This is a genomic window from Marinobacter salexigens (assembly GCF_018860765.1).
GTDB classification, from domain to species: Bacteria; Pseudomonadota; Gammaproteobacteria; order Pseudomonadales; family Oleiphilaceae; genus Marinobacter; species Marinobacter salexigens_A.
This window is the reverse complement of sequence record NZ_JAHKPV010000021.1, coordinates 307,234-332,082: the sequence shown is the minus strand read 5'-3', so window position 1 is coordinate 332,082 and position 24,849 is coordinate 307,234. Positions and strand designations below refer to the sequence as shown.

Annotated in this window: 21 protein-coding genes and 1 pseudogene; 14 read left to right on the top strand and 8 right to left on the bottom strand. The window is 52.3% G+C overall.

All coding sequences use genetic code 11. The features are described 5' to 3' along the window. The first annotated feature begins 3 nt into the window (after positions 1-3). Genes KO508_RS15170 through murB form a run of 4 tightly spaced genes read left to right on the top strand, consistent with a single transcriptional unit; the run spans position 4 to position 2,536 of the window. Positions 4-192, top strand: a complete 189-nt coding sequence (locus KO508_RS15170; protein WP_200361051.1) for a Trm112 family protein — start codon at positions 4-6, stop codon at positions 190-192. Between the two features lie 27 nt (positions 193-219). Then, the gene (kdsB, locus tag KO508_RS15165) at positions 220-1,035 is read left to right on the top strand and encodes a 3-deoxy-manno-octulosonate cytidylyltransferase (protein WP_216009139.1); all 816 of its coding nucleotides are present in this window, start codon (positions 220-222) and stop codon (positions 1,033-1,035) included. Further along, a complete protein-coding gene (locus KO508_RS15160) occupies positions 1,032-1,511 on the top strand; it encodes a low molecular weight protein-tyrosine-phosphatase (protein WP_216009138.1) in 480 nt (159 codons plus the stop codon). Before kdsB ends, KO508_RS15160 begins: the two co-directional genes overlap by 4 nt. Further along, positions 1,508-2,536 (top strand): UDP-N-acetylmuramate dehydrogenase, encoded by a 1,029-nt coding sequence (murB, locus tag KO508_RS15155; protein WP_216009137.1) that lies wholly within the window; start codon positions 1,508-1,510, stop codon positions 2,534-2,536. The genes KO508_RS15160 and murB overlap by 4 nt, the downstream gene beginning before the upstream one ends. An 86-nt stretch (positions 2,537-2,622) precedes the next feature. Here the strand turns inward: murB and KO508_RS15150 are convergent, their stop codons facing one another. Then, positions 2,623-4,365, bottom strand: a complete 1,743-nt coding sequence (locus KO508_RS15150) for a proline--tRNA ligase (RefSeq protein ID WP_216009136.1) — start codon at positions 4,363-4,365, stop codon at positions 2,623-2,625. Between the two features lie 120 nt (positions 4,366-4,485). After that, positions 4,486-4,983, bottom strand: a complete 498-nt coding sequence (locus KO508_RS15145) for an Lrp/AsnC family transcriptional regulator (protein ID WP_216009135.1) — start codon at positions 4,981-4,983, stop codon at positions 4,486-4,488. A 146-nt stretch (positions 4,984-5,129) separates the two neighbouring features. On the opposite strand from KO508_RS15145, the gene leuA reads away from it, so the two are divergent. Beyond that, positions 5,130-6,824 carry a 2-isopropylmalate synthase gene (gene leuA / locus KO508_RS15140; RefSeq protein ID WP_216009134.1) on the top strand — a complete coding sequence of 565 codons (1,695 nt, stop codon included), beginning with the start codon at positions 5,130-5,132 and terminating at the stop codon, positions 6,822-6,824. An 80-nt stretch (positions 6,825-6,904) separates the two neighbouring features. Here leuA and KO508_RS15135 read toward each other — a convergent pair whose 3' ends face one another. From KO508_RS15135 to xseA, 3 genes and pseudogenes are all read right to left on the bottom strand, one after another. Beyond that, the gene (locus tag KO508_RS15135) at positions 6,905-7,114 is read right to left on the bottom strand and encodes a cold-shock protein (RefSeq protein ID WP_216009133.1); all 210 of its coding nucleotides are present in this window, start codon (positions 7,112-7,114) and stop codon (positions 6,905-6,907) included. Positions 7,115-7,316: 202 nt separating this feature from the next. Further along, a pseudogene (locus KO508_RS15130) lies at positions 7,317-9,197 on the bottom strand (acetate--CoA ligase); the annotation flags it as partial. 83 nt (positions 9,198-9,280) lie between these two features. Continuing rightward, positions 9,281-10,660, bottom strand: a complete 1,380-nt coding sequence (gene xseA, locus KO508_RS15125; protein WP_436836623.1) for an exodeoxyribonuclease VII large subunit — start codon at positions 10,658-10,660, stop codon at positions 9,281-9,283. Positions 10,661-10,895: 235 nt separating this feature from the next. Here xseA and guaB point away from each other — a divergent pair, with 235 nt between their 5' ends. Both guaB and guaA read left to right on the top strand, forming a co-directional pair. Next, positions 10,896-12,359 carry an IMP dehydrogenase gene (guaB, locus tag KO508_RS15120; protein WP_216009130.1) on the top strand — a complete coding sequence of 488 codons (1,464 nt, stop codon included), beginning with the start codon at positions 10,896-10,898 and terminating at the stop codon, positions 12,357-12,359. Positions 12,360-12,420: 61 nt separating this feature from the next. Then, positions 12,421-13,998: a glutamine-hydrolyzing GMP synthase gene (gene guaA / locus KO508_RS15115; RefSeq protein WP_216009129.1), complete on the top strand. Its 1,578-nt coding sequence runs from the start codon at positions 12,421-12,423 to the stop codon at positions 13,996-13,998. Positions 13,999-14,090: 92 nt separating this feature from the next. Here guaA and KO508_RS15110 read toward each other — a convergent pair whose 3' ends face one another. After that, positions 14,091-15,005, bottom strand: a complete 915-nt coding sequence (locus KO508_RS15110; protein ID WP_216009128.1) for a pirin family protein — start codon at positions 15,003-15,005, stop codon at positions 14,091-14,093. A gap of 84 nt (positions 15,006-15,089) precedes the next feature. Further along, positions 15,090-15,716 (bottom strand): isochorismate family cysteine hydrolase YcaC, encoded by a 627-nt coding sequence (gene ycaC / locus KO508_RS15105; RefSeq protein WP_216009783.1) that lies wholly within the window; start codon positions 15,714-15,716, stop codon positions 15,090-15,092. A gap of 222 nt (positions 15,717-15,938) precedes the next feature. Between ycaC and KO508_RS15100 the strand changes: the two genes are divergently transcribed. The 6 genes from KO508_RS15100 to KO508_RS15075 all read left to right on the top strand — a co-directional run bounded on the left by KO508_RS15100 (position 15,939) and on the right by KO508_RS15075 (position 22,110). Continuing rightward, the gene (locus KO508_RS15100) at positions 15,939-16,844 is read left to right on the top strand and encodes a LysR family transcriptional regulator (protein WP_216009127.1); all 906 of its coding nucleotides are present in this window, start codon (positions 15,939-15,941) and stop codon (positions 16,842-16,844) included. A 133-nt stretch (positions 16,845-16,977) separates the two neighbouring features. Next, positions 16,978-18,558, top strand: a complete 1,581-nt coding sequence (locus KO508_RS15095) for a phospholipase D family protein (RefSeq protein ID WP_252738155.1) — start codon at positions 16,978-16,980, stop codon at positions 18,556-18,558. A gap of 167 nt (positions 18,559-18,725) precedes the next feature. Beyond that, positions 18,726-19,229 (top strand): tRNA adenosine(34) deaminase TadA, encoded by a 504-nt coding sequence (tadA, locus tag KO508_RS15090; RefSeq protein WP_216009126.1) that lies wholly within the window; start codon positions 18,726-18,728, stop codon positions 19,227-19,229. Positions 19,230-19,235: 6 nt separating this feature from the next. Continuing rightward, entirely contained in the window at positions 19,236-20,231 is a 996-nt protein-coding gene (gene galE, locus KO508_RS15085) for a UDP-glucose 4-epimerase GalE (protein WP_216009125.1), read from the top strand. 37 nt (positions 20,232-20,268) lie between these two features. After that, on the top strand, positions 20,269-21,609 hold the full coding sequence (locus tag KO508_RS15080) for a UDP-glucose dehydrogenase family protein (RefSeq protein ID WP_216009124.1): 1,341 nt from the start codon (positions 20,269-20,271) through the stop codon (positions 21,607-21,609). Between the two features lie 69 nt (positions 21,610-21,678). Continuing rightward, positions 21,679-22,110: an HIT domain-containing protein gene (locus KO508_RS15075; protein WP_216009123.1), complete on the top strand. Its 432-nt coding sequence runs from the start codon at positions 21,679-21,681 to the stop codon at positions 22,108-22,110. A 32-nt stretch (positions 22,111-22,142) separates the two neighbouring features. Here KO508_RS15075 and fabR read toward each other — a convergent pair whose 3' ends face one another. Continuing rightward, positions 22,143-22,766: an HTH-type transcriptional repressor FabR gene (gene fabR, locus KO508_RS15070; RefSeq protein WP_216009122.1), complete on the bottom strand. Its 624-nt coding sequence runs from the start codon at positions 22,764-22,766 to the stop codon at positions 22,143-22,145. Positions 22,767-23,043: 277 nt separating this feature from the next. Between fabR and aspS the strand changes: the two genes are divergently transcribed. Next, positions 23,044-24,849 carry an aspartate--tRNA ligase gene (gene aspS, locus KO508_RS15065; RefSeq protein WP_216009121.1) on the top strand — a complete coding sequence of 602 codons (1,806 nt, stop codon included), beginning with the start codon at positions 23,044-23,046 and terminating at the stop codon, positions 24,847-24,849.

The window sequence follows — 24,849 nt, the reverse complement described above, 5'->3', positions numbered from 1 at the left end:
TATATGGACAAAAAACTCGTGGCATTGCTTGCTTGCCCTGTTTGCAAGGGTGAGTTGAAATTGAATGAGGCGAAAACGGAACTGACTTGCTATCAGGACGCCATGGCCTTTCCCATTCGTGAAGGTATTCCGGTTATGCTCGCGACCGAAGCTCGTACACTCTCCACCGACGAACGTCTTCACAAAAACTGAGCAAGCTCTCTGCAGGATCGAAGCCCAATGTCTTTTACGGTTGTGATACCGGCCCGTTATGCGTCCACCCGCTTGCCCGGAAAGCCATTGCTGGATATCTGTGGCAAGCCGATGATTCAGCACGTTTGCGAGCGCGCCTCTGAAAGCCAAGCCAGTCGTGTTGTTGTTGCCACCGATGACTCTCGTATTCACGATGCCTGTGGGGCCTTTGGTGCCGAAGTGGTCATGACATCGCCCAATCATGTGAGTGGGACGGACCGCCTTGAAGAAGTTGTACGTAAGTTGGGGCTTGATGCCGATCACCGCGTGGTGAATGTGCAGGGGGATGAACCGCTGATTCCGCCCGAGCTGATAGATCAGGTAGCTGACAACCTCGAACGCTATCCCGATGCAGCGATTTCAACGCTTTGCGAGCGCCTCCACGATATGGAACAGATCTTTAATCCCAACGTGGTAAAGGTCGTTTTCGACTCACAGGGCATGGCACATTATTTTAGCCGTGCGCCCATACCTTGGGCTCGCGATTACTGGAACAGCATCGGTAAAGACAACCTTTCGGCACCGAATGCCAGTGCGGCATTGCGAGATGGCACCGGATATTTTCGCCACATCGGCATCTATGGATATCGTGCCAGCGTACTCAGTCGATTTGTCAGCTGGCCCCCGGCACCTACAGAGCTGGCGGAGTCGTTGGAGCAGTTGCGGGCGCTGTATAACGGCGCACGAATTCACGTTGAGGTCGCCTCCGGAACGCCTCCGGCTGGGGTTGATACCGAAGCGGACTTGCAGCGGGTTAGAGGATGGATGGCCAAATACAATGAAAGGGGAGTAAATCGGGTATGAGTAAACGCGCCAGTGTGCTTTTTGTGTGTCTTGGCAACATCTGTCGTTCACCAACCGCAGAAGGTGTTTTTCGCAAGCTGGTGGAGCAGGCTGGGTTGCAGGACCAAATACACATTGATTCCTGTGGAACCAGTAACTGGCACATAGGAAAGGGGCCGGATTCCCGGTCAGTTGAGGCTGCCGGCAAGCGCGACGTCGATTTAAGCACGCTAAAGGCGAGGCAGTTTACCGAGAAAGATCTGGATACCTTTGATTACGTGGTGGTTATGGATCGACAGAATCTTGCCGACGTAAAAGATATATGGCACCAAAATGGTGGCACTAGGCCCACGCTTTTTCTTGAATACGGCAGCACTGAGCTCGCAGAAGTTCCCGACCCCTATTACGGTGGTGAAGATGGTTTCGAGCATGTGCTCGATCTGATTGAAGACGCCAGCGTTGGCCTGCTTAGGAAAATTCAGGAGGGTATGGCGTGAGCCAGCAGGCGGAACCTCAAGAGAATGTTCAGCTTAAAAAGCTTAATACTCTTTGCGTGTCCGCAATGGCAAAATTCTACATGGATGTTGCTAGCCTAAATGAGCTACGCCTTGCGCTGGCATGGGCGCAGGAAAAAGGGCAAAAAACGCTGGTGCTTGGTAGTGGCAGCAATCTGGTTTTTGCAGGCGACTTTCACGGCCTTGTGATTCGAATGCAAATCGCAGCGCGTTATTGGGAGCAGGTTGACGACACAGGTGCCACACTGGTTTTAGGTGCCGGTGAAAACTGGCACGATGCCGTGCTCTATGCCGCTGGGGCGGGGTACCGGGGTATTGAAAACCTTGCACTTATACCTGGTACAGCAGGTGCGGCACCGGTTCAAAATATAGGCGCTTACGGCGTTGAGCTTTGCGATACCCTGCTTTCTGTTACAGCCTTGGATCGCGACTCCAATCGGCTGGTGTGCCTTGATAACTCAGAGTGTGGTTTTGCCTACCGAGACAGCCTGTTTAAGCGCTCACCCGGCCGCTACATCATCACTGAAATTCGTCTAAGGCTGTCACGTACAAAGCCCTTACAGCTTGGCTACAAGGATCTTGAAGACTATCTGGGTGATGCAACCGCTCAAGACTTAGATTCTCTGACGGTGGCGGAGGCTGTGATGGCGGTTCGCAGGCGGAAGTTACCAGACCCAGAAATGATTCCCAACGTTGGCAGTTTTTTCAAAAACCCGGTTGTACCCGTCGAACAATTTAACGAGCTTCAGGCGAGGTACCCGAACGTTGTTGGCTACCCTCAGAGCAACACAGTAAAACTGGCCGCCGCTTGGTTGATTGACCAGAGTGGTTGGAAAGGGTACCGAAATGCCCGGGTAGGTGTTCACAACCGTCAGGCTCTTGTGCTGATTAACCACTCAGGTGGAACAGGACGTGATGTGTTAGAACTTGCGGCGGAAATCCGCAAGTCGGTACAGGAACGTTTCGGTGTTACTTTGGAAATGGAGCCGGGTGTTGTAGGGGGCTAAATGCCGCCAATATGGTTTCGAGAACCAACCCGGCGATTCAAGGCCTTGCTGCAGGCCTTGAATCCGAGTCTTCTAAGGGCGCTTTTTTACAAGCCTTTGCGAGGCGATGCGTTGATTAGAAACGGCAGGGCTTCCTCAATGGCAATGTCTTGCTTATCTTCGTCCCTGCGCCCCTTGTATTCTAGAGTGCCAGCAGCAAGCCCGCGATCCGAAATAACAAAGCGGTGGGGGATTCCGATCAGTTCCATATCGGCAAACTTTACACCGGGACGCTCTTTACGGTCGTCCAGCAGTACATCATAGCCAGCTTGCTTTAACTGCTCATAGAGCTTCTCACCGGCTTCAGCCACTACGGGCGTTTTGTGGGCGTTCAGCGTAACTATAGCCACTTGGAAGGGGGCGATGGCGTCCGGCCAAATTATGCCTTTGTCATCGTGGTTCTGCTCAATCGAGGCTGCAACGATGCGGGAAACGCCAATTCCGTAACAGCCCATGTCCATGATTACGGTTTTACCGTTCTCATCAAGTACGGTGGCATTCATGGCGGTGCTGTATTTATTGCCCAGCTTGAAGATATGGCCAACTTCAATGCCCCTGCGTATCTCCAGTGTTCCCTTACCATCCGGGCTGGGGTCACCCTCAACTACATTACGAATATCTTCAACGCGCCCAAGAGGCAGATCCCGCTCCCAGTTCACTCCGGTTAGGTGATAGCCTTCTTTGTTAGCTCCGCAGACAAAATCAGCAAGCTGGGCTGCGCTGCGATCTACGATAACCGGCACGTTCAGGTTCACCGGGCCAATGGAACCGGCTTTGCAACCGACGGCGGCTTCGATTTCTTCATCGGTCGCCATGGTCAGGGGATCTGCCACGCCTTCCAGATTTTCCGCTTTAATTTCGTTTAGAGAGTGGTCACCGCGCAAGATCAAAGCGACTAGACCGGCATTGCTCGTATCCTCTTCTTCTTTCGCTTCTGCCTTAACCAGCAGTGTTTTAACCGTGCGGATGGCGTCAATATTCAGGAACTGGGAGATTGCTTCAATCGTGCGTTGATCCGGCGTTGCAATTTCTTTCAGCTCTTCAGTCGGTAGGGCGCGTTCGCCACTTGGAGCAACGGCCTCGGCTTTTTCAATATTGGCGGCGTAATCGCTTTGCGTGCTGAATACAATGTCGTCTTCGCCGGAGGATGCGAGTACGTGGAATTCGTGGGATGCGCTGCCACCTATGGCACCTGAATCGGCCTGTACCGGGCGGTAGTCGAGCCCTAGACGGTCAAAGATGGCACAGTAAGTGCGATGCATAATCTGATAGGTTTCATCCAGCGATTCGGCATTCACATGGAAGGAGTAAGCATCTTTCATGATGAATTCCCGGGCACGCATCACCCCAAAACGGGGGCGGCGCTCATCGCGGAATTTGGTTTGGATTTGGTAGAAGTTAGCTGGCAACTCCTTGTAGCTGTTCAGCTCATTACGGATAAGATCGGTAATGACTTCTTCGTGAGTAGGGCCAAAGCAAAAATCACGGCCGTGACGGTCGTTCATTCGTAACAGTTCGCCGCCGTATTGCTCCCAACGACCGGACTCCTGCCACAGCTCCGCAGGCTGAACTGCAGGCATGAGAACTTCCTGAGCGCCGCTTTTGTCCATTTCTTCACGAACAATCCGCTCAACCTTGCGCAGGGTTCTAAGGCCCATGGGAAGCCAAGTGTAAAGGCCTGCTGCCAGTTTTCGGATCATGCCTGCACGCAGCATCAACTGGTGGCTGATGATCTCCGCGTCAGAAGGCGTCTCTTTCTGGGTTGCAATCAGATAACGGCTTGCTCGCATTGTGGTTTCCGTTCAGTGATGTTTCGAAGAGGGGTATTTCGTAAAGTGGCGTTTATTGTACGGAGCATGTCGCACAAGGTACAGATAGTGAACGCTGTTATCCGCCAAGTAGTCGCAGCATCAAGATAAATACCCCAAAGGTAGGGCCGTGCTATCGATAACGCGCTTGAGAACAAAGCTTGAGTGAACCCCGCTAACCCCCTGAATTCGGGTAATGCGATTGAGTAGAAAGTGATGGTAGTGGTCCATATCCGGCACCACTACCTTCAGCATGTAATCCGCATCATGGCCGGTCACCAAATAGCATTCCAGAATCTCCGGATATTCGCTTACCTGTTCTTCAAACGCAGCAAAGCGTTCGGGGGTATGCCTATCCATCCCGATTAGAATGATAACCGTAAGCGAAAGGCCGAGCTTTTTATGATTAAGCACGGTGACAGTACGTACAAGAATTCCCGCATCTTCAAGCGCACGAACCCGTCTCAAGCAGGGGGAGGGGGACAACCCCACTTTTTCTGCGAGCTGTTGGTTGGTTAGGGAGGCGTCTTTTTGTATTTGGGCCAGAATGCGACGGTCGATTCTGTCTATTTGTACGAGGATTTCATTTTTTTGAAGCATAAAATTGCCAGAAATATATTTATGGGGACATATTCAACTAATAAATTACGCTTTAAGGTGTTATTTCGCAATCACCTATCGCTTAGGAAGCGTTAAACTGTTTACTCTTGTTAGAAATCCTAAAATTACGATGGAGCACGACAAACATGGCTTTTGATCATCGCAAATACGTTGCCTTCCGGCCGATCGCTAAAACGGATCGTCGTTGGCCCGACAAGGTTATCGAAAAGGCACCTACTTGGTGCGCGGTGGATCTTCGCGATGGCAATCAGGCTCTCGTAAAGCCTATGAATGTCGCTCAGAAACAGCGCATGTTTGATCTGTTGGTAAAGCTTGGGTTTAAAGAAATCGAAATTGGCTTTCCGGCCGCGAGCCAGCCCGATTTTGATTTTTGCCGCAAGCTGATTGAAGAAAACCGTATTCCGGATGATGTGAAAATCCAAGTGCTCACTCAGGCTCGCCCTGAGTTGATTGAGCGTACCTACGAAGCCCTTAAAGGCGCGAAGCGGGCCATTGTGCACGTGTACAACTCTACTTCAACCGTACAGCGGGAGCAGGTGTTCGGTCTGGATCGTGCGGGTATTCGAGATATTGCCGTTAAAGGCGCGCAAGTGGTGAAAGATCTGGCAGCCCAGAACCCGGCAACGGAGTGGACGTTCCAGTATTCCCCCGAAAGCTTCACGGGCACCGAATTGGATTTTGCGGTTGATGTTATTGATGCGGTGTCCGAGGTGTGGCGCCCGGATCAAGGTCAGCCGATGATCATTAATTTGCCTGCCACTGTAGAGATGTCTACACCAAACGTATTCGCAGACCAAATTGAATGGGTGTGCGACAACATTCGCCACCGCGAGCACATCAGCATTAGCGTTCACACCCACAACGATCGGGGATGTGGTGTGGCCGCTGCAGAATTAGCGGTCATGGCGGGGGCAGATCGTGTGGAAGGTACTTTGATGGGTAATGGCGAGCGCACGGGCAATATGGATTTGGTAACCATGGCCATGAACCTTTACTCGCAGGGTATTGATCCGACGTTGGATTTGTCAGGCATGGCGGAGATCACGGAGGTGGTTGAAGCCTGTACAGAAATTTCTACTCATCCGCGCCATCCTTACGCTGGCGAGCTGGTGTTCACCGCATTCTCCGGCAGCCACCAAGATGCGATACGCAAGTGCCTTGCCCTCAGGAAAGAGGGGGATGTTTGGAATGTCGCCTACCTGCCAATCGATCCGTTTGATTTGGGGCGCCGATACGAAGAGGTTGTTCGTATCAACAGCCAGTCGGGTAAGGGCGGCGTAGCGTATGTTCTTGAGCGGGACTACAACATTAGTCTGCCGCGTTGGCTGCAGATCGAGTTCAGTAAGGTCGTTCAGGGTGCTGCAGAAACCAATGGCGGCGAAATTGATTCCATGGCCATTCACAACCTGTTTGAACAGCGCTACCTAAAGGTTCACGATAATTGGGCGTTGCGGGGCTATGACCTGCATAGAGGTGAGCAGGGCGTGCATGCTGATGTAACCTTTGGTAGCGAATCCGAGCCAGCGCGCCTTGAGGGGCGAGGCCTTGGAGCGGTTGAGGCGGTATCTGCAGCGTTGGAACAACGCTTCGGGCTTAAAATTGCAGTAGAAGCTTACGATGAGTTCGCATTGGGCGAAGGCACCCGTGCCAACGCGCTTGCTTGTATACGCCTGACTGCTGGGGGTAAACACTGCAGTGCGGCGGCACTGGCTGAAGATACAACGTCCGCAACGTTACAGGCGCTGTTTTCAGCGGTTGCGCAAGCGGTTGGTGGTGCTGAAGCAAAGACTAGTGATAAGGAAAGTGCAATAAGTGCCTGAATAGAAAGCAACAAGCCAGCGTTGAAGCTGGCTTGTTGCTTCTCTCGTGCCCGTGAGGGGCAGAGGGCGAACAAATAACCTCAGACAGGGGTTACGTTTTCCGCCTGTGGGCCTTTAGGGCCTTGTGTTACTGTGAACTGCACCTGCTGACCCTCGGTCAGTGTGCGGAAGCCGCTTGAAGTAATAGCGCTGTAGTGGACGAAGACATCACTGCCGCCTTCCTGAGCAATGAAACCAAACCCTTTGGCTTCGTTAAACCACTTAACGCTACCTGTTTTTAAATCAGACATTGAACTTTCCTGTATTTCTGAGATTTGCCCTCACGGGGCACTGTAGATTTTCCACAGCAATTTTAGTATAGACCGACTTTGGAGGTCGTCAACGTTTTGCGGTGCTTTTAAGTCCTTTTAAAACAGTCGGTTATATTTATTTTGATAAAAAGCACCCACTCGGCCATGCGGAGTGGGTGTTTGCTCGTCGGTTCAGCCTTCCTCAGTGCCGAAACTGCTCGCTGATCTCTTCAAGAATTGCAGGGTCGTCAATAGTACTTGGAACGGCATATTCTTCGCCGTCGGCGATCTGCCGTATTACTCGTCGTAGTATTTTTCCTGAGCGTGTCTTGGGTAGACGTTCCACTACTAAGGCTCTGCGGAAGCAAGCAATGGCACCAATTTTGTCCCGCACCATCTCAACCAGCTCTTCCTCTAGCTCGTCGTGATCAATGGTAGCGCCATCTTTAATAAGCACGAGGCCGAGTGGAACTTGGCCTTTCATATCGTCGTGGGCACCAACAACACAGCACTCAGCAATGGCCGGGTGAGAGGCAACCACCTCTTCCATCTCGCCAGTAGAAAGGCGGTGGCCGGCAACGTTGATCACGTCATCCGTGCGTCCCATAACAAAGACATAACCGTCGTCATCAATAAAGCCACCGTCGCCTGAGCTGTAGAAGCCCGGTATAGGATTAAGGTAGCTGTCCTGAAATCTCTGGTCGTCTCCCCATACGGTTACTAGGCATCCCGGAGGGAGTGGCAGTTTGACCGCAATCTGGCCCTGCTCTCCGGCAGGCACTTGGCTGCCACGGGGGTCGACAACCTGCACGTTATAGCCGGGCGATGGCACAGTGGCTGAGCCAGGTTTGGTGGCCATCGTCTCAATCCCAACAGGGTTACAGCAGATAGCCCAGCCAGTTTCGGTTTGCCACCAATGATCCAGAATGGGGAGTTGCGTGTGTTCTTTGAGCCATTCATACGTTGGTGGGTCCAAACGCTCGCCCGCAAGGAATATCTGCCTCAGGGAATTAATGTCGTAGCGTGAAAGGTGATCAGCCTCAGGGTCTTCCTTGCGCACTGCGCGGAATGCTGTAGGCGCGGTAAACAGCAGATTTACACCGTGTTCCTGAACCACTCGCCAGAAAGCGCCGGCATCTGGCGTTCTCACTGGCTTCCCTTCGTAAAGGACTGTTGTGCAACCAGCAAATAGGGGAGCGTATACAATATAGCTGTGCCCAACTACCCAGCCTACATCGGAGGCAGCCCAGAATACGTCACCCGGGTTGGCGTCATAAACCAGCTTCATACTGTACTTAAGTGCGACCGCATGGCCGCCATTGTCTCTAACCACGCCTTTGGGCTTGCCCGTGGTACCAGAGGTATACAGCACGTAAAGCGGATCGGTGGCTTTCACGGGAACCGGATCGGCTAGCTCTGCGTTGGCCATTAGGTCGCTCCAGTCGTAGTCGCGGCCATCCTGCATTAGGGCTTTTACTTGCGGCCGCTGGTAGACCACACAAAAATCAGGTTTGTGAGAGGCTTGCTCAATGGCTTTGTCTACTAGAGGCTTGTATTCGATAACCTTCGCTACTTCTATCCCGCAGGATGCGGTAATCACGGCTTTGGGTTGCGCGTCGTCGATACGTACTGCGAGCTCGTGAGCTGCAAAACCACCGAAGACAACCGAATGAACCGCTCCAATGCGGGCGCAGCCAAGCATTGCAATAGCCGCTTCAGGAATCATGGGCATATAGATGATAACGACATCGCCCTTATTGATCCCTCGTGCTTTCAAGGCCCCAGCAAAGCGTGCGACTTCGTTGGTTAGCTCCGTATAGGTATAGCTGCACTTGGTGCCTGTAACCGGTGAATCGTATATGAGGGCTTTCTGGTCACCCCGGCCTGCTCTTACGTTGGCATCCAGAGCTACATCAGACGTATTGAGTGTTGCGTCAGGGAACCACTTGCCGTGGCCGTTATCGGTGGCTTGCCAGATGGCCTCGGGCGGCTGGATCCAGTCAATGCTGCCCGCCTTTTCACGCCAAAACTCTTCCGGTTTGTCTATGGATTTCCGGAACTCTGAGTTGTAGTCCATACAATCTGCCTCGTAATGCCTGCTGTTATTTTGTTATCAGATACTTCAACTTTAGGCGCTTTGAGGCAGTGAACCAGTAGACCATAGGATTAGTCAGTGGGGTTTTTGGGCCAAGTGCTGTTCGGATTAACGGATTTTATTTCGGCTGTAAGGCTGCCGTTTGCCAAGTGTGCGGAAATCTGGTCGCCGGTAGTTACATCAGTTGCATTGCGGACGATATTGTTTCGTTGGTCGCGAACAATAGCGTACCCGCGCCCCAGTGTGGCCAGAGGGCTCACAAGGTTAAGGGTGCTGGCTGTATGGCCCAGCTTGTCATTAAACCTCGCTAGAGCCTGTTGTATTGCTTTCTCCAGTTGAAGAGCAGATCGATCAAGTACTTCTCGGCTGTTTGTGAGCTGTGTTCCGGGAGACTGCATGGCAAGCCGTTGCGCCAGATGGGCGCTGCGTACCTGCGAGCGATCCAAGCTTTGAGCAATGGCTTTGCCCAGCCGGACCTCCAATTCGTCAAGTCGCTGGGCCTTGTCCAGCAACTCTCGTCTCGGATCGCGCAAGCGCGCACGGAGATGCTCGAGTTTTGTGTTCAGGCGTTGAAGCACTCTTCTGGCGGAGTTGGCCAAGCGGTGGTCGCGATCATTCACCTGCCTTAGCATCTCGTTTTGATCCGGCGACACCTTTTCTGCCGCTGCAGAGGGTGTGGGTGCCCGAAGATCTGCCACAAAGTCGGCAATGGTAACGTCAGTCTCGTGTCCGACGGCACTAACCGTGGGGATGGTGCAGGCTCCAATGGCCCTTGCTACGGCTTCCTCGTTAAAGCACCAGAGGTCTTCCAGAGAGCCGCCACCGCGACCGACAATTAGCACGTCAGCCAAGCCATGGGCCTGCGCCGCCTCGATAGCGCATACTATTTCCGCCGTAGCCGGTTTGCCCTGAACCGTTGTGGGGTAAAGTGTGATCGGTATGGCGGGGCAGCGCCGTTCCAAAACCGTGAGGATGTCATGAATGGCTGCGCCGGTGGGGGAGGTGATAACACCAATGTGTGTGGGCATTGAGGGAATCGGCTTTTTACGGCCCGCCTCGAACAAACCCTCTGCTTGCAGTTTGCGCTTTAATTCCTCGAAGGCTTGCTGTAAAGCGCCGAGGCCCGCCGGTTCCATGTGTTCGACAATAATCTGAAAGTCGCCACGATTTTCGTAAAGAGTCACCTTGCCTCGAATGCGAACCTGATCCCCCTCCTTGGGTAGTGGGCGAATACGTTGGTTCTGGCCTCGGAACATGGCACAGCGAACCTGACACTTTTGGTCCTTCAAGGAAAAGTACCAATGCCCGGACGAGGGCCGGGAAAAACCTGATAATTCACCCTCAACCCACACTTGCATGAAGCTGGATTCCAGCAGATGCCTGGCCTGATGGTTCAGTTCGCTGACGGACAACGCTCTGGGCCGGGCATCCTGAAATAGGTTATTCACCAAAATCTCCTAGCCGGCTTATACGCAATAGCCGAAAAATATGAGTGTAAATTGCTGGAATTTCAAATGCATGCGGTAAATGATAGGTAACTGTGCAGTTTACTGACTTGCGACACCTCTTTATAATAGGCCGATTACGCATTTTACTTTGCGGCGGTAGCCTTTTCTTCCTGCACCTTTAGGTCGAAAAGTACCGTTCGAAAGGTTCAAATTTAGCACGTTCAAAAGGCCGATCCCAATGCTGCGAATTGCCGAAGAAGCTCTCACATTTGATGATGTTCTGTTAGTGCCCGGTTATTCCGAGGTTTTGCCACACCAAGTGGATCTGCGCACCAAGCTGACCCGGACGATTACGCTGAATATACCACTTGTCTCTGCTGCTATGGACACAGTAACCGATGCAGAGCTGGCGATTGCCATGGCTCAGGAAGGCGGCATTGGTATCATGCACAAAAACATGAATCCGGAACAGCAGGCTGCTGAAGTTCGCAAGGTGAAGAAGTTTGAAAGTGGCGTGGTGAAAGATCCGATTACCGTCAGCCCGAAAAACACCGTGCGCGAGCTGGTGGAAATCACCATGGCCAACAACATTTCCGGCTTGCCAGTGGTTGATGGAACCGAGCTGGTTGGCATAGTGACAGGCCGTGACATCCGGTTTGAAAGCAGCATGGATACGCCGGTGCACCAGATTATGACACCGAAGGACAAGCTGGTAACCGTTCAAGAAGGTGCAAGCTTGGATGAGGTGAAAGAACTACTGCATCGCCATCGCATAGAAAAAGTTCTGGTGGTAAACGCTGACTTCCAGTTGCGTGGCCTGATTACTGCTAAAGACATTCAAAAGTCGAAAGACTACCCGTTGGCGTGCAAAGACAGTCAGGGCCGCTTAAGAGTAGGTGCGGCAGTTGGTACCGGTGGCGACACCGAAGCGCGTATTATTGCCTTAGCGGATGCCGGTGTGGATGTGATTGTGGTGGATACGGCCCACGGTCATTCACGCGGTGTAATTGAGCGTGTGCGCTGGATCAAAAAGCACTACCCAGACCTTCAGGTGATTGGTGGCAATATTGCTACCGGCGAAGCCGCTAGAGCTCTTGCTGATGCGGGGGTAGACGCTGTAAAGGTTGGCATAGGCCCTGGTTCTATCTGCACCACCCGCATTGTTGCTGGCGTGGGTGTACCACAGATTTCTGCAGTATCCAGCGTAGCGGAAGCGTTAAAAGATACCGACGTACCATTAATTGCCGACGGCGGTGTTCGTTTCTCCGGCGACATTTCCAAAGCCATTGTTGCCGGCGCCCACTGCGTTATGATCGGCAGTTTGCTGGCGGGGACAGACGAAGCGCCCGGCGAGATCGAGTTGTATCAGGGCCGCAGCTATAAAGCCTATCGTGGTATGGGTTCACTCGGTGCCATGGGGCAGGGTTCAAGCGACCGCTACTTCCAAGACGCAAGTAAAGGCATTGAAAAGCTGGTTCCGGAAGGCATTGAGGGTCGCGTTGCCTGCAAAGGCCCGATGCGCAACATCATCCACCAGTTGATTGGTGGCCTGCGTGCATCCATGGGCTATACCGGAAGCGCGAACATGCCTGAAATGCGCACCAAACCTCAGTTTGTGCGTATTACCGGTGCTGGCATGCGTGAAAGCCATGTGCATGATGTAACCATCACAAAAGAAGCGCCGAACTACCGCGTTAGCTGAGAACAGACAGCCTGAGTGCGGCTTATACCAGAGCCGCACAGTTTATTTTTTCGAGGATTCTATGGCCCACAATATTCATGACCACCGTATCCTGATTCTGGATTTTGGTTCTCAGTACACTCAGCTAATTGCGCGCCGTGTGCGCGAAATAGGCGTTTACTGCGAAGTCCGCGCGTTTGATATCACCGATCAAGAGCTGAAAGATTTCAACCCCAAAGGCATCCTACTGGCCGGTGGCCCTGAGTCGGTTACAGAGCTGGATTGCCCGCGAGCGCCGGAAGGACTGTTTGAGCGCGGTATTCCAATTTTGGGTATCTGTTACGGCATGCAAACCATGGCCGAACAACTGGGCGGCCGAGTTGCCAGTTCCGAGAAACGCGAGTTTGGATACGCTCAGGTCAAAGTGCGTGCCAAAGGCCTGCTTTTGCAAGACATTACCGATCACCTGACGGCGACTGGCGAATCCCTACTCGATGTTTGGATGAGCCACGGTGACAAGGTTGTGGCCATGCCCGAGGGTTTTGAGCTGCTGGCTTCTACCGAGAGCGCGCCTATCGCAGCGATGCAAGATTTGTCGCGCAATCTTTATGGTCTGCAGTTCCATCCGGAAGTGACACACACTCTGCAAGGCAAACGGATTCTTGAGCACTTCGTAATGTCCATCTGCGGCTGCGAAGCGTTATGGACTCCCGCTAAGATTGTTGACGACGCCGTGGAAAAAATTCGTGATCAGGTGGGTTCCGATAAGGTTCTGCTTGGTTTGTCGGGTGGTGTGGATTCGTCGGTCACGGCCGCGCTTCTGCACAAGGCCATTGGTGATCAGCTTACGTGTGTGTTTGTTGATAACGGCTTGCTACGTCTGAACGAAGGCGACCAGGTGATGGATATGTTCGGTAGCAGCATGGGCGTGAAAGTGATCCGTGCTGACGCTGAAGAGCGTTTCCTTACCAACCTCAAGGGCGTAAGCGATCCAGAGCAGAAGCGCAAGGTAATTGGTAACACCTTTATTGACGTATTCGATGAAGAAGCCACGCGCATTAAAGATGTGAACTGGCTAGCCCAGGGCACCATCTACCCTGACGTGATCGAGTCCGCAGCTTCTAAAACCGGTAAATCGCATGTGATTAAATCCCATCACAACGTGGGTGGTTTGCCGGAAACCATGAAGCTGAAGCTGGTAGAGCCACTGCGTGAACTGTTTAAAGATGAAGTTCGCCGCATTGGTTTGGAGTTGGGCCTGCCTTACGACATGGTCTACCGCCACCCGTTCCCCGGGCCGGGCTTGGGTGTCCGCATTTTGGGAGAGGTCAAAAAAGAGTACGCCGACATACTACGTCGTGCCGATGCTATCTTCTTGGAAGAGCTACACCGCGCTGACTTCTACCACAAAACCAGTCAGGCCTTTGCTGTATTTCTGCCGGTGAAGTCTGTGGGTGTTGTGGGAGATGCGCGTCGCTATGAATGGGTAATCGCATTGCGTGCCGTTGAAACCGTAGATTTCATGACAGCACGCTGGGCGCACCTACCGTACGACTTGCTGGAAACCGTATCCAATCGCATCATCAATGAAATCAGCGGTGTATCACGGGTTACCTATGATGTCTCCTCCAAGCCGCCTGCTACGATTGAGTGGGAATGATTTGTAAGGCACGACATTCCGGCTGACGGTTTGTATCGGAAGCAAACCCGTTGCTCTGGCCTTTGCCAGAGCAACGGGTGTCGCATTTCTTGCTATTCCGGAAGAGGAATAAACGCCTGTTCGTCCCCGGGAACTTTGGCAAAGCGGCCCGCTTTCCAGTCAGCTTTCGCTTGTTCAATCAGCGACTTGTCGCTGGCGATAAAATTCCATTCCATGTAGCGTTTTCCCACTGGCGCACCACCGACCACCGCCAGTACGGTATCGCGCTGCGCAGTTACAGTGATGCCGGATTCATCGCCAAAGATTGCCATGCTGTGTTCGTCCAACTTGGTCTCACGCAAGGCCAGTGCTCCTTTGACAATATACAGGGCCTTTTCCTCCGCTTCGGGCAATACGAGCGTTTGTCCGGCTTTCAGGCGCGCCTCTATGTACAGGGTTTCATATAGAGTTTTTACCGGCGAGGTGACGCCATAAGCGCAGCCCATCATGACTCTTACTGGTACACCGTTTGGTTCCACCTCGGGAATTTCAGTCTTGTCATAATGGAAAAAGCCGGGTTCGGTTTGCTCCAGATCAGTGGGTAGTGCAAGCCATAATTGCAAGCCGTGAATATTCTGGGGGCCCGCTTTAATCTCTTCACGCTGGCGTTCAGAGTGCACAATGCCACGACCAGCCACCATCAAATTTATGTCACCGGGCAATACCCGCGCTTTAGTGCCGAGAGAATCCCGATGCAGCATTTCACCTTCAAACAGGTAAGTGACCGTTGCAAGGCCAATATGTGGGTGAGGTCGAACGTCGATCCCCTGATCTTTTTCGAAGTGAGCCGGGCCCATATGATCGAAAAATACCCAGGGTCCTACGCTGCGACACTCCTTGGTGGGCAGGGTACGGCGCACACGAAAGCCACCCAGATCTTTATCCTTGGGTTTGAGTACCAACTTTAACGCGCTGCAGCCACTGATAACGCTGCAATCCTGAATCAGTTCAGAGGCGAGATTACTCATAATCAGCTCCTATGAAAACCTATGAAAACCTATGAAAACCTATGAAAAAAGGGAGCTCGGCTCCCTTTAGTTTTACACGAAAACTCAGTCTTCGCTGGTTAATGCGGTGTAGCTGGTAATCAGGTTGCGATAGTCGGGGATGTGGTTGGAGAACAGTGCTCCTAACCCTTCTATATCGTTTCGCCAGTCACGATGCAGCTCACAGGCTGTGCCAAACCAAGTCATCAGTTGAGCCCCGGCTTGTGACATGCGATCCCACGCTGCGTCACGGGTCATGGGGTTAAAGGTCCCCGAGGCATCGGTAATCACAAAAACTTCGTAACCTTCTTCTAGCGCAGACAGCACAGGGAAGGACACACATACTTCCGTTACAACGCCGGCCACAATCAGCTGTTTTTTACCCGTAGCCCTAACCGCCGATACAAACTCCTCATTATCCCAGGCATTAATCTGGCCCGGACGGGCGATATAAGGTGCGTCAGGGAAAATTTCTTTTAGCTCAGGAACCAAAGGTCCATTAGGGCCAGTTTCAAAGCTGGTGGTTAAAATGGTCGGTAAACTGAAGTACTTGGCCAAGTCAGCCAGTGCCAGTACATTATTTTTGAACTTGTCTGGTTCGATGTCGCGCACCAGAGAGAGCAAGCCAGCCTGATGGTCGACCAATAGTACTGCAGCGTTATCTTTGTCGAGTCGATTGTATTTAAAGCTCATCATTTCCTCCGGGAAATAGTCGTTAGTCGTTTCGATGAGGAGCCGTATGCCGGCTCTGGTTTTCACAGGCGATCGAACTGCCCGCGTTGTTGTTCAATGGCACTGCGGGAATCTTGGCTTTGGTAATCTCCTGAGATTTGCTTGTTATGATCATATAGTTGGTACAGTGATTTTGTAGACTGCTAAAATGCATCTCACTGTCGCACTGGTGGAACGATACGAATGCAGGATCTCAATGATCTCTATTATTTTGTGAAGGCGGTGGAATACGGCGGCTTTGCTCCGGCCAGTCGAGCTCTGTGTATTCCCAAGTCCAAGCTCAGTCGCAGGATTGCGGCGCTGGAACAACGGCTGGATATAAAGTTGATATACCGATCTACCCGCAGCTTTCACCTGACCGAGGTGGGGCAAACCTACTTTCAACACTGTAAGGCGATGTTGGTGGAGGCGGAGTCCGCTCAGGAGGCCATTGACTCGTTAAAATCGGAACCCAGAGGCATTATTCGCCTGACCTGTCCCATTGCACTGCTGCACGCTCACATTGGCTGTATGCTGGCGGAGTTTATGACGGAGTACCCACAAGTAAATATTCAGCTTGAGGCGTCTAATCGTCGTGTGGATCTGATATCCGAAGGTGTGGACGTGGCTATTAGAGTACGGCCGCCCCCAATTGAAGACAGTGAGCTCGTTATGCGGGTGTTATCTGAGCGTAGTCTGAGTCTGGTTGCCAGCCCGGCTCTGGTAAGCCGTTATGCGTTGCCAAACCAACTGACTGACCTATGTAATTGGCCGTCTTTGGGGCTAGGGCAACCTCAGCATCATTTCGTCTGGAGCTGGTACGCGCCTAACGATAAACTCTTTGAGGTGCCTTTTAAGCCACGCTTTGTGACCACTGATATGGTTGCGTTGCGCAATGCAGCACTAGCCGGAGTGGGGGTTGTTCAATTGCCGACATTGATGGTTACGCAACAGCTCAAAGATGGTAGCTTAATTAAGCTTCTTGAAAGCTGGACTGCTCCAAAAGAAATTATCCATGTGGTATTCCCCTCCCGTCGAGGCCTATTACCTTCAGTCAGAGCATTGATTGATTTTCTGGCTGATCGCTACGCTAGCTTTGATGAAGAGTAGGGTGGCAGGTTTTTGGTAGGGTGTTTTTATGGTTTTCTATAAGGTGTTGATTTAAAGTGTTTATTTTTCTTTTCGAGTGAGAGTAAATCTAATCTCGCAAAAACAGGCACATAGATAGATTGGGATAAAGCCATTGCCTGACAAAATAGCGACAGTTTCAAGGCACGCACTCCGAGCCAGAAGTACATATATTCTGTTGATCATCTTGTCTATTCAGGGTTGCGCCCAGCTGCCCCCTCGTAATGCACCGTCGCTGTCAAACGCGTTTGATCGTCCTGATGAAACGCGTTTGGGTCGTCAGGTTCAGCTTCATCTGCCGAATCAACTAGAGCACTCCGGGTTTTATATTCAGGATGCCGGTCGAGATGCCTTTCTTCAGCGTGCTGCGCTGATCGAGGCTGCAGAACATAGTATTGACGCTCAATACTACATCTGGAACAGCGATGTGTCGGGGACCTATTTGGCGCGACGTCTGCTAGTGGCCGCCGACCGTGGTGTGCGGGTGCGGTTGTTATTGGATGACGTAAATCTAAACGGGCGCGATACCTTGCTTGCCGCCTTGGATCAGCACCCCAATATTGAACTTTCCATTTACAACCCCTTCGCGATCCGCTCGGGCATCGGTAAGTGGCTGAATTTCATCTCGGACTTTCAGCGTCTCAATCAGCGCATGCATAACAAAACCTTCGTGGTCGACGGTGCGCTAGGCATAATGGGTGGCCGCAATATCGGGGATGAATACTTTGATCTACATCCGCAAGTTAACTTTCGCGACCGCGATGTGCTAATTGCCGGTCCAATTGTGGCTGACCTTTCTGCCAATTTTGATGCTTTTTGGAACAGCAAGTCTAGCTATCCAATGAGTCAGTTGGAGCCTGACGCTGCGCAAGAGTTGGGGCTGAGCACAGAGTTAGAGCAGATCCGTGCAGCCGCCTCCGATGGCGCTGGGCTTACCCGGGTGCCTCCACAAGATTCTAGGTCAGCGCTTGAGTATATATCGCGAATCTTGCCTGCACTTGTCTGGGCTGAAGGGGAGTTGGTGTTTGATTCCCCAGCGGTATATGGCCAAGACATTACGGATAGCCCCCAGCGCAGTGCTCAGGCTTTGTACCAACTTGTTGAGGAGGCAGACAAGGACATTTTAGTGGAATCCGCGTATCTCATTCTCGGCGACGACCAGCTTGAGATATTGAGGCAGGTTAGGGCGCGAGGCGTTCGTGTCTCGGCCCTGACCAATTCGTTGGCCTCCAATGATCTCACCACCAATCACGCTGGCTACGCACGTCGGCGCGGCGCAATGCTCGCAAACGGACTGGAGCTGTATGAGCTGCGGCCCGACGCGGAAGCCTGCTTGAATTGGATTGCCATGCCAGACTTCTGCCGTAGCGGTTCGGTGGGTTTACACTCTAAATCTGCGGTATTCGATCGCAGAGCTTTGTACATCGGCTCGTTCAACATCAATCTTCGTTCGATCTACCTAAACTCTGAAACCGTGTTGGTGATACATAGTGCCCAACTGGCAGAGCGGCTTGCGCAGGATATCGAAGCTGCGATGACGCCTGAAAACAGCTGGAGGGTGACACGGGAAGCAGGTGGGCAGCTGTTCTGGTCGGCCGGAGAGGAACAGTTTTGGACCCACGAACCGGCCACAGGGTTCTGGCGGCGCTTTAAATCCGGCTTATTTAGCTTGTTGCCGATGGAGAAGTATCTGTAGCGTCGATTTAGTTTCCGTGCGACTGCATGGTTTCTAGGCTTGTCGTTGTTGTCAGCAGACTGCTTGGTAATAAATGTGAATAGTGGTATTTTCTTGGCCCTGTGGAGCCTTCCTAATAGGTCATTCAATAAGTCACTCGCACCGCAAGTTCTCCGCCGAGCCGTGTTATGCCTGAATTACACAAAGACGACGATTACTGGATGGCTCGGGCTCTTACCTTGGCAGCTCAGGGTGCTTCCTTGGGCGAGGTGCCTGTCGGCGCAGTAGTTGTCCGCGATGGTAAGGAGTTGGGCACAGGCTTTAATCTGCCAATTTCAGGCTGTGACCCTACTGCTCATGCAGAAATATGCGCACTGCGTGATGCTGCTGCGAGGGTTGGCAACTATAGGCTGACAGGGGCAACCCTTTACGTCACTCTTGAGCCCTGCACTATGTGTGTGGGTGCCATTGTGCACAGTCGCATTAGCCGGCTTGTTTACGGTGCGCGCGAACCGAAGGCCGGTGCGGTGGAATCGGCGCGGCGCACATTGGACGAACCTCATTTGAACTGGCAAGTAGACGTTGTGGGTGGCATTCTGCAATACGAATGCAGTCAGATTATCAGCAACTTTTTTAGCCGTCGACGGGCCGAGATTCGGCAGAGGCGCAAACAAAGTTCAGGGAAGGAGTAATTCTGCATGAAAGTATTGGTAACCGGCGGCGCCGGATATATCGGTAGTCATGTTGTTCGTCAGCTAGCCGAAGCAGGGCATGACATTGTTGTTTTCGATAACCTCTCCACGGGCTACCGCTGGGCTGTAACGGCTGGCGAACTAGTAGTCGGCGATCTCGCCAACGAAGCAGAGATTGATCAGGTTTTCTCCAATCACAAATTTGAAGCGGTTTTGCACTTTGCCGCCAACATTGTGGTTCCGGAGTCGGTTGCCAACCCACTGAAATATTACAGTAATAATACCCGCAATACGCTCAATTTGCTCAAAGCTGTCGATAAGTACAAAGTACCCTATATGGTGTTTTCTTCAACAGCTGCGGTTTATGGCATGCCAGAGCAGACGGTACTCACGGAAGACCTCCCTCTTGCACCAATCAATCCCTACGGCGCATCGAAGATGATGAGCGAGCGGATGATAACCGACTACGCAGCTGCATCCGACCTTGATTACGTTGTGCTGCGTTACTTTAATGTGGCGGGAGCCAATCCGGATGGTTTGCTCGGGCAGGCGACGCCGGAAGCGACTCATCTAATCAAAGTGGCCTGCGAATGCGCGACCGAACAGCGGGATGGTATGAGTATCTTTGGTACGGATTATGAAACCAGCGATGGCACCTGCGTACGCGATTACATTCATGTGGAAGATCTCGCCAGCGCCCACGTTATGGCGCTGGACTATATGGCGGGGGGTGGCCAATCAAAGATCATGAACTGCGGCTATGGCCGCGGGTTCACCGTTCGGGAAGTGATTGATGTGGTGCGTGAGCAATCCGGTGTCGAATTCCCGGTAGTGGAAGCGGGTCGCAGAGCGGGTGACCCTGCCGCATTGATGGCAGATAATGCACTGATTAAAGAGACTCTGGGCTGGCGGCCTGCCTACGACAATCTGGAAACGATTGTTAGCACTGCGTTGGCCTGGGAAGCGATCTGGCAGAAGAAGAAAGCTACGGCTAGCCAGTAATAACTTGTTCATAAATTAAAATGTCGGGATTTAACGGATGAAAATAACGATTTTTGGTACCGGTTATGTCGGGCTTGTTACTGGGGCCTGTCTGGCCGATGTCGGGCATCACGTACTTTGCATGGATGTTGATCAGGCAAAGATCGACAAATTGAAAAATGGGCAAATTCCCATCTTTGAGCCCGGCCTTGGGGATATTGTAAAACACACGGTAGAAGCTGGCCGTCTGGCGTTTACCACTGATGTAGAAGAAGCCGTTCGGCACGGCACACTTCAGTTTATTGCGGTGGGCACACCACCCGATGAGGATGGATCGGCAGATTTGCAGTACGTCACCGCTGTAGCCAAGTCCATCGGTCAGTACATGGATGACTACAAAGTGATTGTGGACAAGTCCACGGTACCGGTCGGCACAGGAGACAAGGTAAAGGCGGCGGTTCGTGCGCAACTGGATAGCCGTGGTGTGGAGCTTGAATTTGATGTGGTCTCGAACCCCGAGTTCCTGAAAGAGGGCGCGGCGATCAACGATTTCATGAAGCCGGATCGAATTATTATTGGTACGGATAGCGATAAAGCGGCGGACGTACTTCGGGAGGTTTATTACCCGTTTAACCGAAACCACGATCGCATGATCTTCATGGATATCCGCTCTGCGGAATTGACCAAATATGCAGCCAACTCCATGCTGGCCACCAAGATCAGTTTCATGAATGAGATTGCCAATCTTGCCGAACGCCTAGATGCGGACATTGAAGCAGTGCGTCGAGGAATTGGCTCAGACCCCCGTATTGGCTACCACTTTATTTATCCCGGCTGTGGTTACGGCGGATCTTGCTTCCCGAAAGATGTGCAGGCTCTGGCCCGCACGGCGAAACACGTTGGCTACGATGCCCGCTTGCTTAATGCTGTAGAGGCCGTCAACTACGCTCAAAAGCATGTACTTTTCGATAAGGTAAGCCATTATTTTGGTGGAGATCTGAAAGGTAAGGTGGTGGCTATTTGGGGCTTGGCGTTCAAGCCAAATACCGACGACATGCGTGAAGCATCCGCCAGAACCTTGATGGAAGAACTGTGGAAGGCTGGCGCAACCGTTCAGGCGTTTGATCCGGAGGCGATGGAAGAGACCCAGCGTATCTATGGCGACCACGAAGGCTTGACGCTTTGTGGCACCAAGGAACAGACGCTTCGTGGTGCAGATGTGCTGACGATCTGTACTGAGTGGAAAGAGTTCCGTTCACCGGATTTTGGCGCTATTGCATCAGCTTTGCGCGAGCCAGCTGTGTTTGACGGCAGAAACCTTTATGAACCCGAAATGCTAGAGCGTCACGGCTTGATTTACTATGCTATTGGACGCGGTCGTAACCAATTTCATTCGTAGTGATGAAAACTAAGCGCGCCCAATAGTGGGTGCGCTTAGTCGTTGGTGCGGTCGAGCAAAGGTGCCACAATGACCCGGAATCAAAATTTCAGCCTTCATGAACGTCTGGCCAAAGATACCCTCAGCCTTGGGCGGAGCAATTTGTGCGAAATCCGGCTGATGAACGATCAAACATGGCCCTGGGTGTTGCTGGTACCTGCGCTTGCAGGCATGCGTGAAATCTACGATCTAAGCCCGGAGCAGCAGCGCCTTCTGCTGAATGAGTCCTCTGCGCTCAGTCGTGGCATGATGGATGTCTTTAGCGGCGACAAGATGAACGTAGCGGCACTTGGCAACATGGTTCCCCAGTTGCACGTTCACCACATCGTCCGCTTTGAGGGTGATCCTGCTTGGCCAGCCCCGGTTTGGGGTAAGCAGCCGCCTATGCCCTACAATGAGGCTCGACTTGCGGAGTTTAAAAAGGCAATGGCACCTGTTCTGTCACAGCTTTGCATTGTTTAAGGCGCCTAAATTGCTTTGCTTATTATTGCCAATTACCGAATTGACGCATGCTTGGCCATCATTTGCGAGCCAATCAGAATCATTCGGAGCTCGGTTTTCAATTTGATTTTTAGTTCCTCCCGCTCTTTATGCGTTGCATCCAGAGCTTCCGATCCTTGGTTGAATACCAGTGTAACCATGGCTTCTGCAACTAACCGCGCATCCGCCAAAGGTTTGTGCTGTTCGTCTGCAAAACGTCGAAGGTCGTCGGCAAGCTCTGTTACGAAATGATCAATCTCCGCTTTGATTGCGGTTCGAAAAGGCTTGGACCCGCCAGTGCGCTCCCGGAGCATTAATCGGAATAGGTTGGCGTTATTGCCAAGGTACTCCATAAACGTTTCTACAGAGGTCGATATAGCACTGCCATCCCGAGCAATCCGCTTGCGCGCCTGTCGCATAAGTTGCCGCAAAGCCACGCCGCCTTCATCTACCAACACCAAGCCCAATTCATTAAGATCTGCAAAATGGCGATAGAAAGACGTCGGTGCGATCCCAGCTTCCCGAGCCACTTCACGCAGGCTAAGGCTTCCGAATCCACGGTCTGGACTCAGTTGGGCGAGGGCCGCATCCATAAGGGATCGCCGGGTAAGGAGTTTCTGCTCGGCTCTGGTTGACAAGGTTGGGGCTCCAGCAATAGTTGAGTGCCGTAGTCTAGCCGTCTGTTATCAATGAGGGAACCCGCCATTGGTTGTCTGGGGGATCCTCGCGGGTGACTCTTGTCTTGTGGGAAACAAGCCTGATTTTCGTGGCCATTATGTTTATAATAATCGGCTTTTACAGTATGGTCCTGCCATATTTTGCAAGCAAGAACATAGCTAGCCACACACTCGCTTGCTTGCAAGTTTTACTAGACATCAACACTAATCTCAGACACCAGACACTACGGGAACCGGTATGCGCAGTCATTATTGCGGTGGGATCAACGAATCTCACATTGATCAGGAAGTTACACTTTGCGGATGGGTACACCGCCGCCGGGACCATGGTGGGGTTATCTTTCTGGACCTGCGCGACCGCGACGGTATTGCGCAAGTCGTGGTAGACCCAGACACCGAGGAGAGCTTTGCCCTCGCAGAAAAAGTGCGTAGCGAGTTTGTGGTGAAGGTCACCGGGCTGGTTCGCCGTCGGCCTGCTGGCACCGAGAACAGCAACATGTCCACAGGTCAGGTTGAGCTTCTTGGTAAAGACGTAACAATTCTGAATGCTGCTGCAACACCCCCGTTCCCTCTGGATGAACATGTCGACGTGGGCGAAGACGTACGCCTGCGCTATCGCTTTGTGGACCTGCGCCGCCCGGAAATGCTCAACCGCCTGCGGTTCCGTTCGCGTGTAACCAGCTACATCCGTAACTACCTCGACAGCAACGGCTTCATGGACGTGGAAACACCGATCCTAACCCGTGCAACACCCGAAGGTGCCCGTGATTATCTGGTGCCAAGCCGCACCCACGAAGGGGCTTTCTTTGCACTTCCACAATCGCCGCAGCTGTTTAAGCAAATGTTGATGGTGTCTGGTGTAGATCGCTACTATCAGATTGCCAAGTGCTTCCGCGATGAAGATTTGCGCGCAGACCGTCAGCCAGAATTTACTCAGGTAGATATTGAGGCTTCGTTCATCAGTGAAGAAGATCTCATGAACCTGAACGAAGGCATGATTCGTGCCTTGTTCAAAGATGTCATGAACGTTGAACTGCCGGCCTTCCCCCGCATGCCATACGCAGAAGCTATGGATCGTTTCGGTAGTGATAAGCCGGATTTGCGCATTCCGCTAGAGCTTCAAGATGTGGGTGACTTGGTTGCTGGCGTTGATTTCAAGGTGTTTGCTGGGCCTGCGAATGATCCTAAAGGCCGAGTGGCGGCTTTGCGTGTTCCCAAGGGTGGCGAGCTGAGCCGTAAGCAAATCGATGAGTACACTAAATTTGTCGGCATCTACGGCGCCAAAGGTCTCGCTTATATTAAGGTGAATGAGCTTGCCAAAGGCGTAGAAGGCTTGCAGTCGCCCATCGTTAAGTTCCTCGGCGATGAAGTTGCTATGTCTGTCATCGAGCGGACCGGAGCTGAAGACGGCGATATCGTCTTCTTCGGTGCCGATAAGACCACAGTTGTGAACGAAGCTCTTGGTGCACTACGTATTCGTGTTGGCCACGACTTGAAGATGCTGACCTGCGAATGGGCACCGATGTGGGTAGTCGACTTCCCCATGTTTGAAGTTCTGCCGGATGGCGGCCTGACCGCGATTCATCACCCGTTCACCGCACCTAGTTGTAGCCCTGAAGAGCTGGCGGCGAACCCGGAAACGGCTTTGTCTCGTGCCTATGATATGGTTCTTAATGGTACCGAGCTGGGTGGTGGTTCTATTCGTATCCATAGTGACAAGATGCAGCAGGAAGTCTTCCGCATTCTTGGTATCAGTGAAGAGGAGTCCCGCGCTAAGTTCGGGTTCCTGCTTGATGCGCTCAAATACGGGTGTCCGCCGCATGGTGGTTTGGCATTCGGTCTTGACCGTCTGATTATGCTGATGACAGGCTCAAGCTCGATTCGCGATGTAATCGCCTTCCCGAAAACCCAGAGTGCAACCTGTTTGATGACTCAGGCGCCGGGTGAGGTAGACGAAAAGCAATTGCGTGAGCTAAATATCCGTCTGCGCAAAAAACCGGCTAAAGCGGCGGGTGAGCAGGCTTCCGAAGCTGACGAGAAGTAA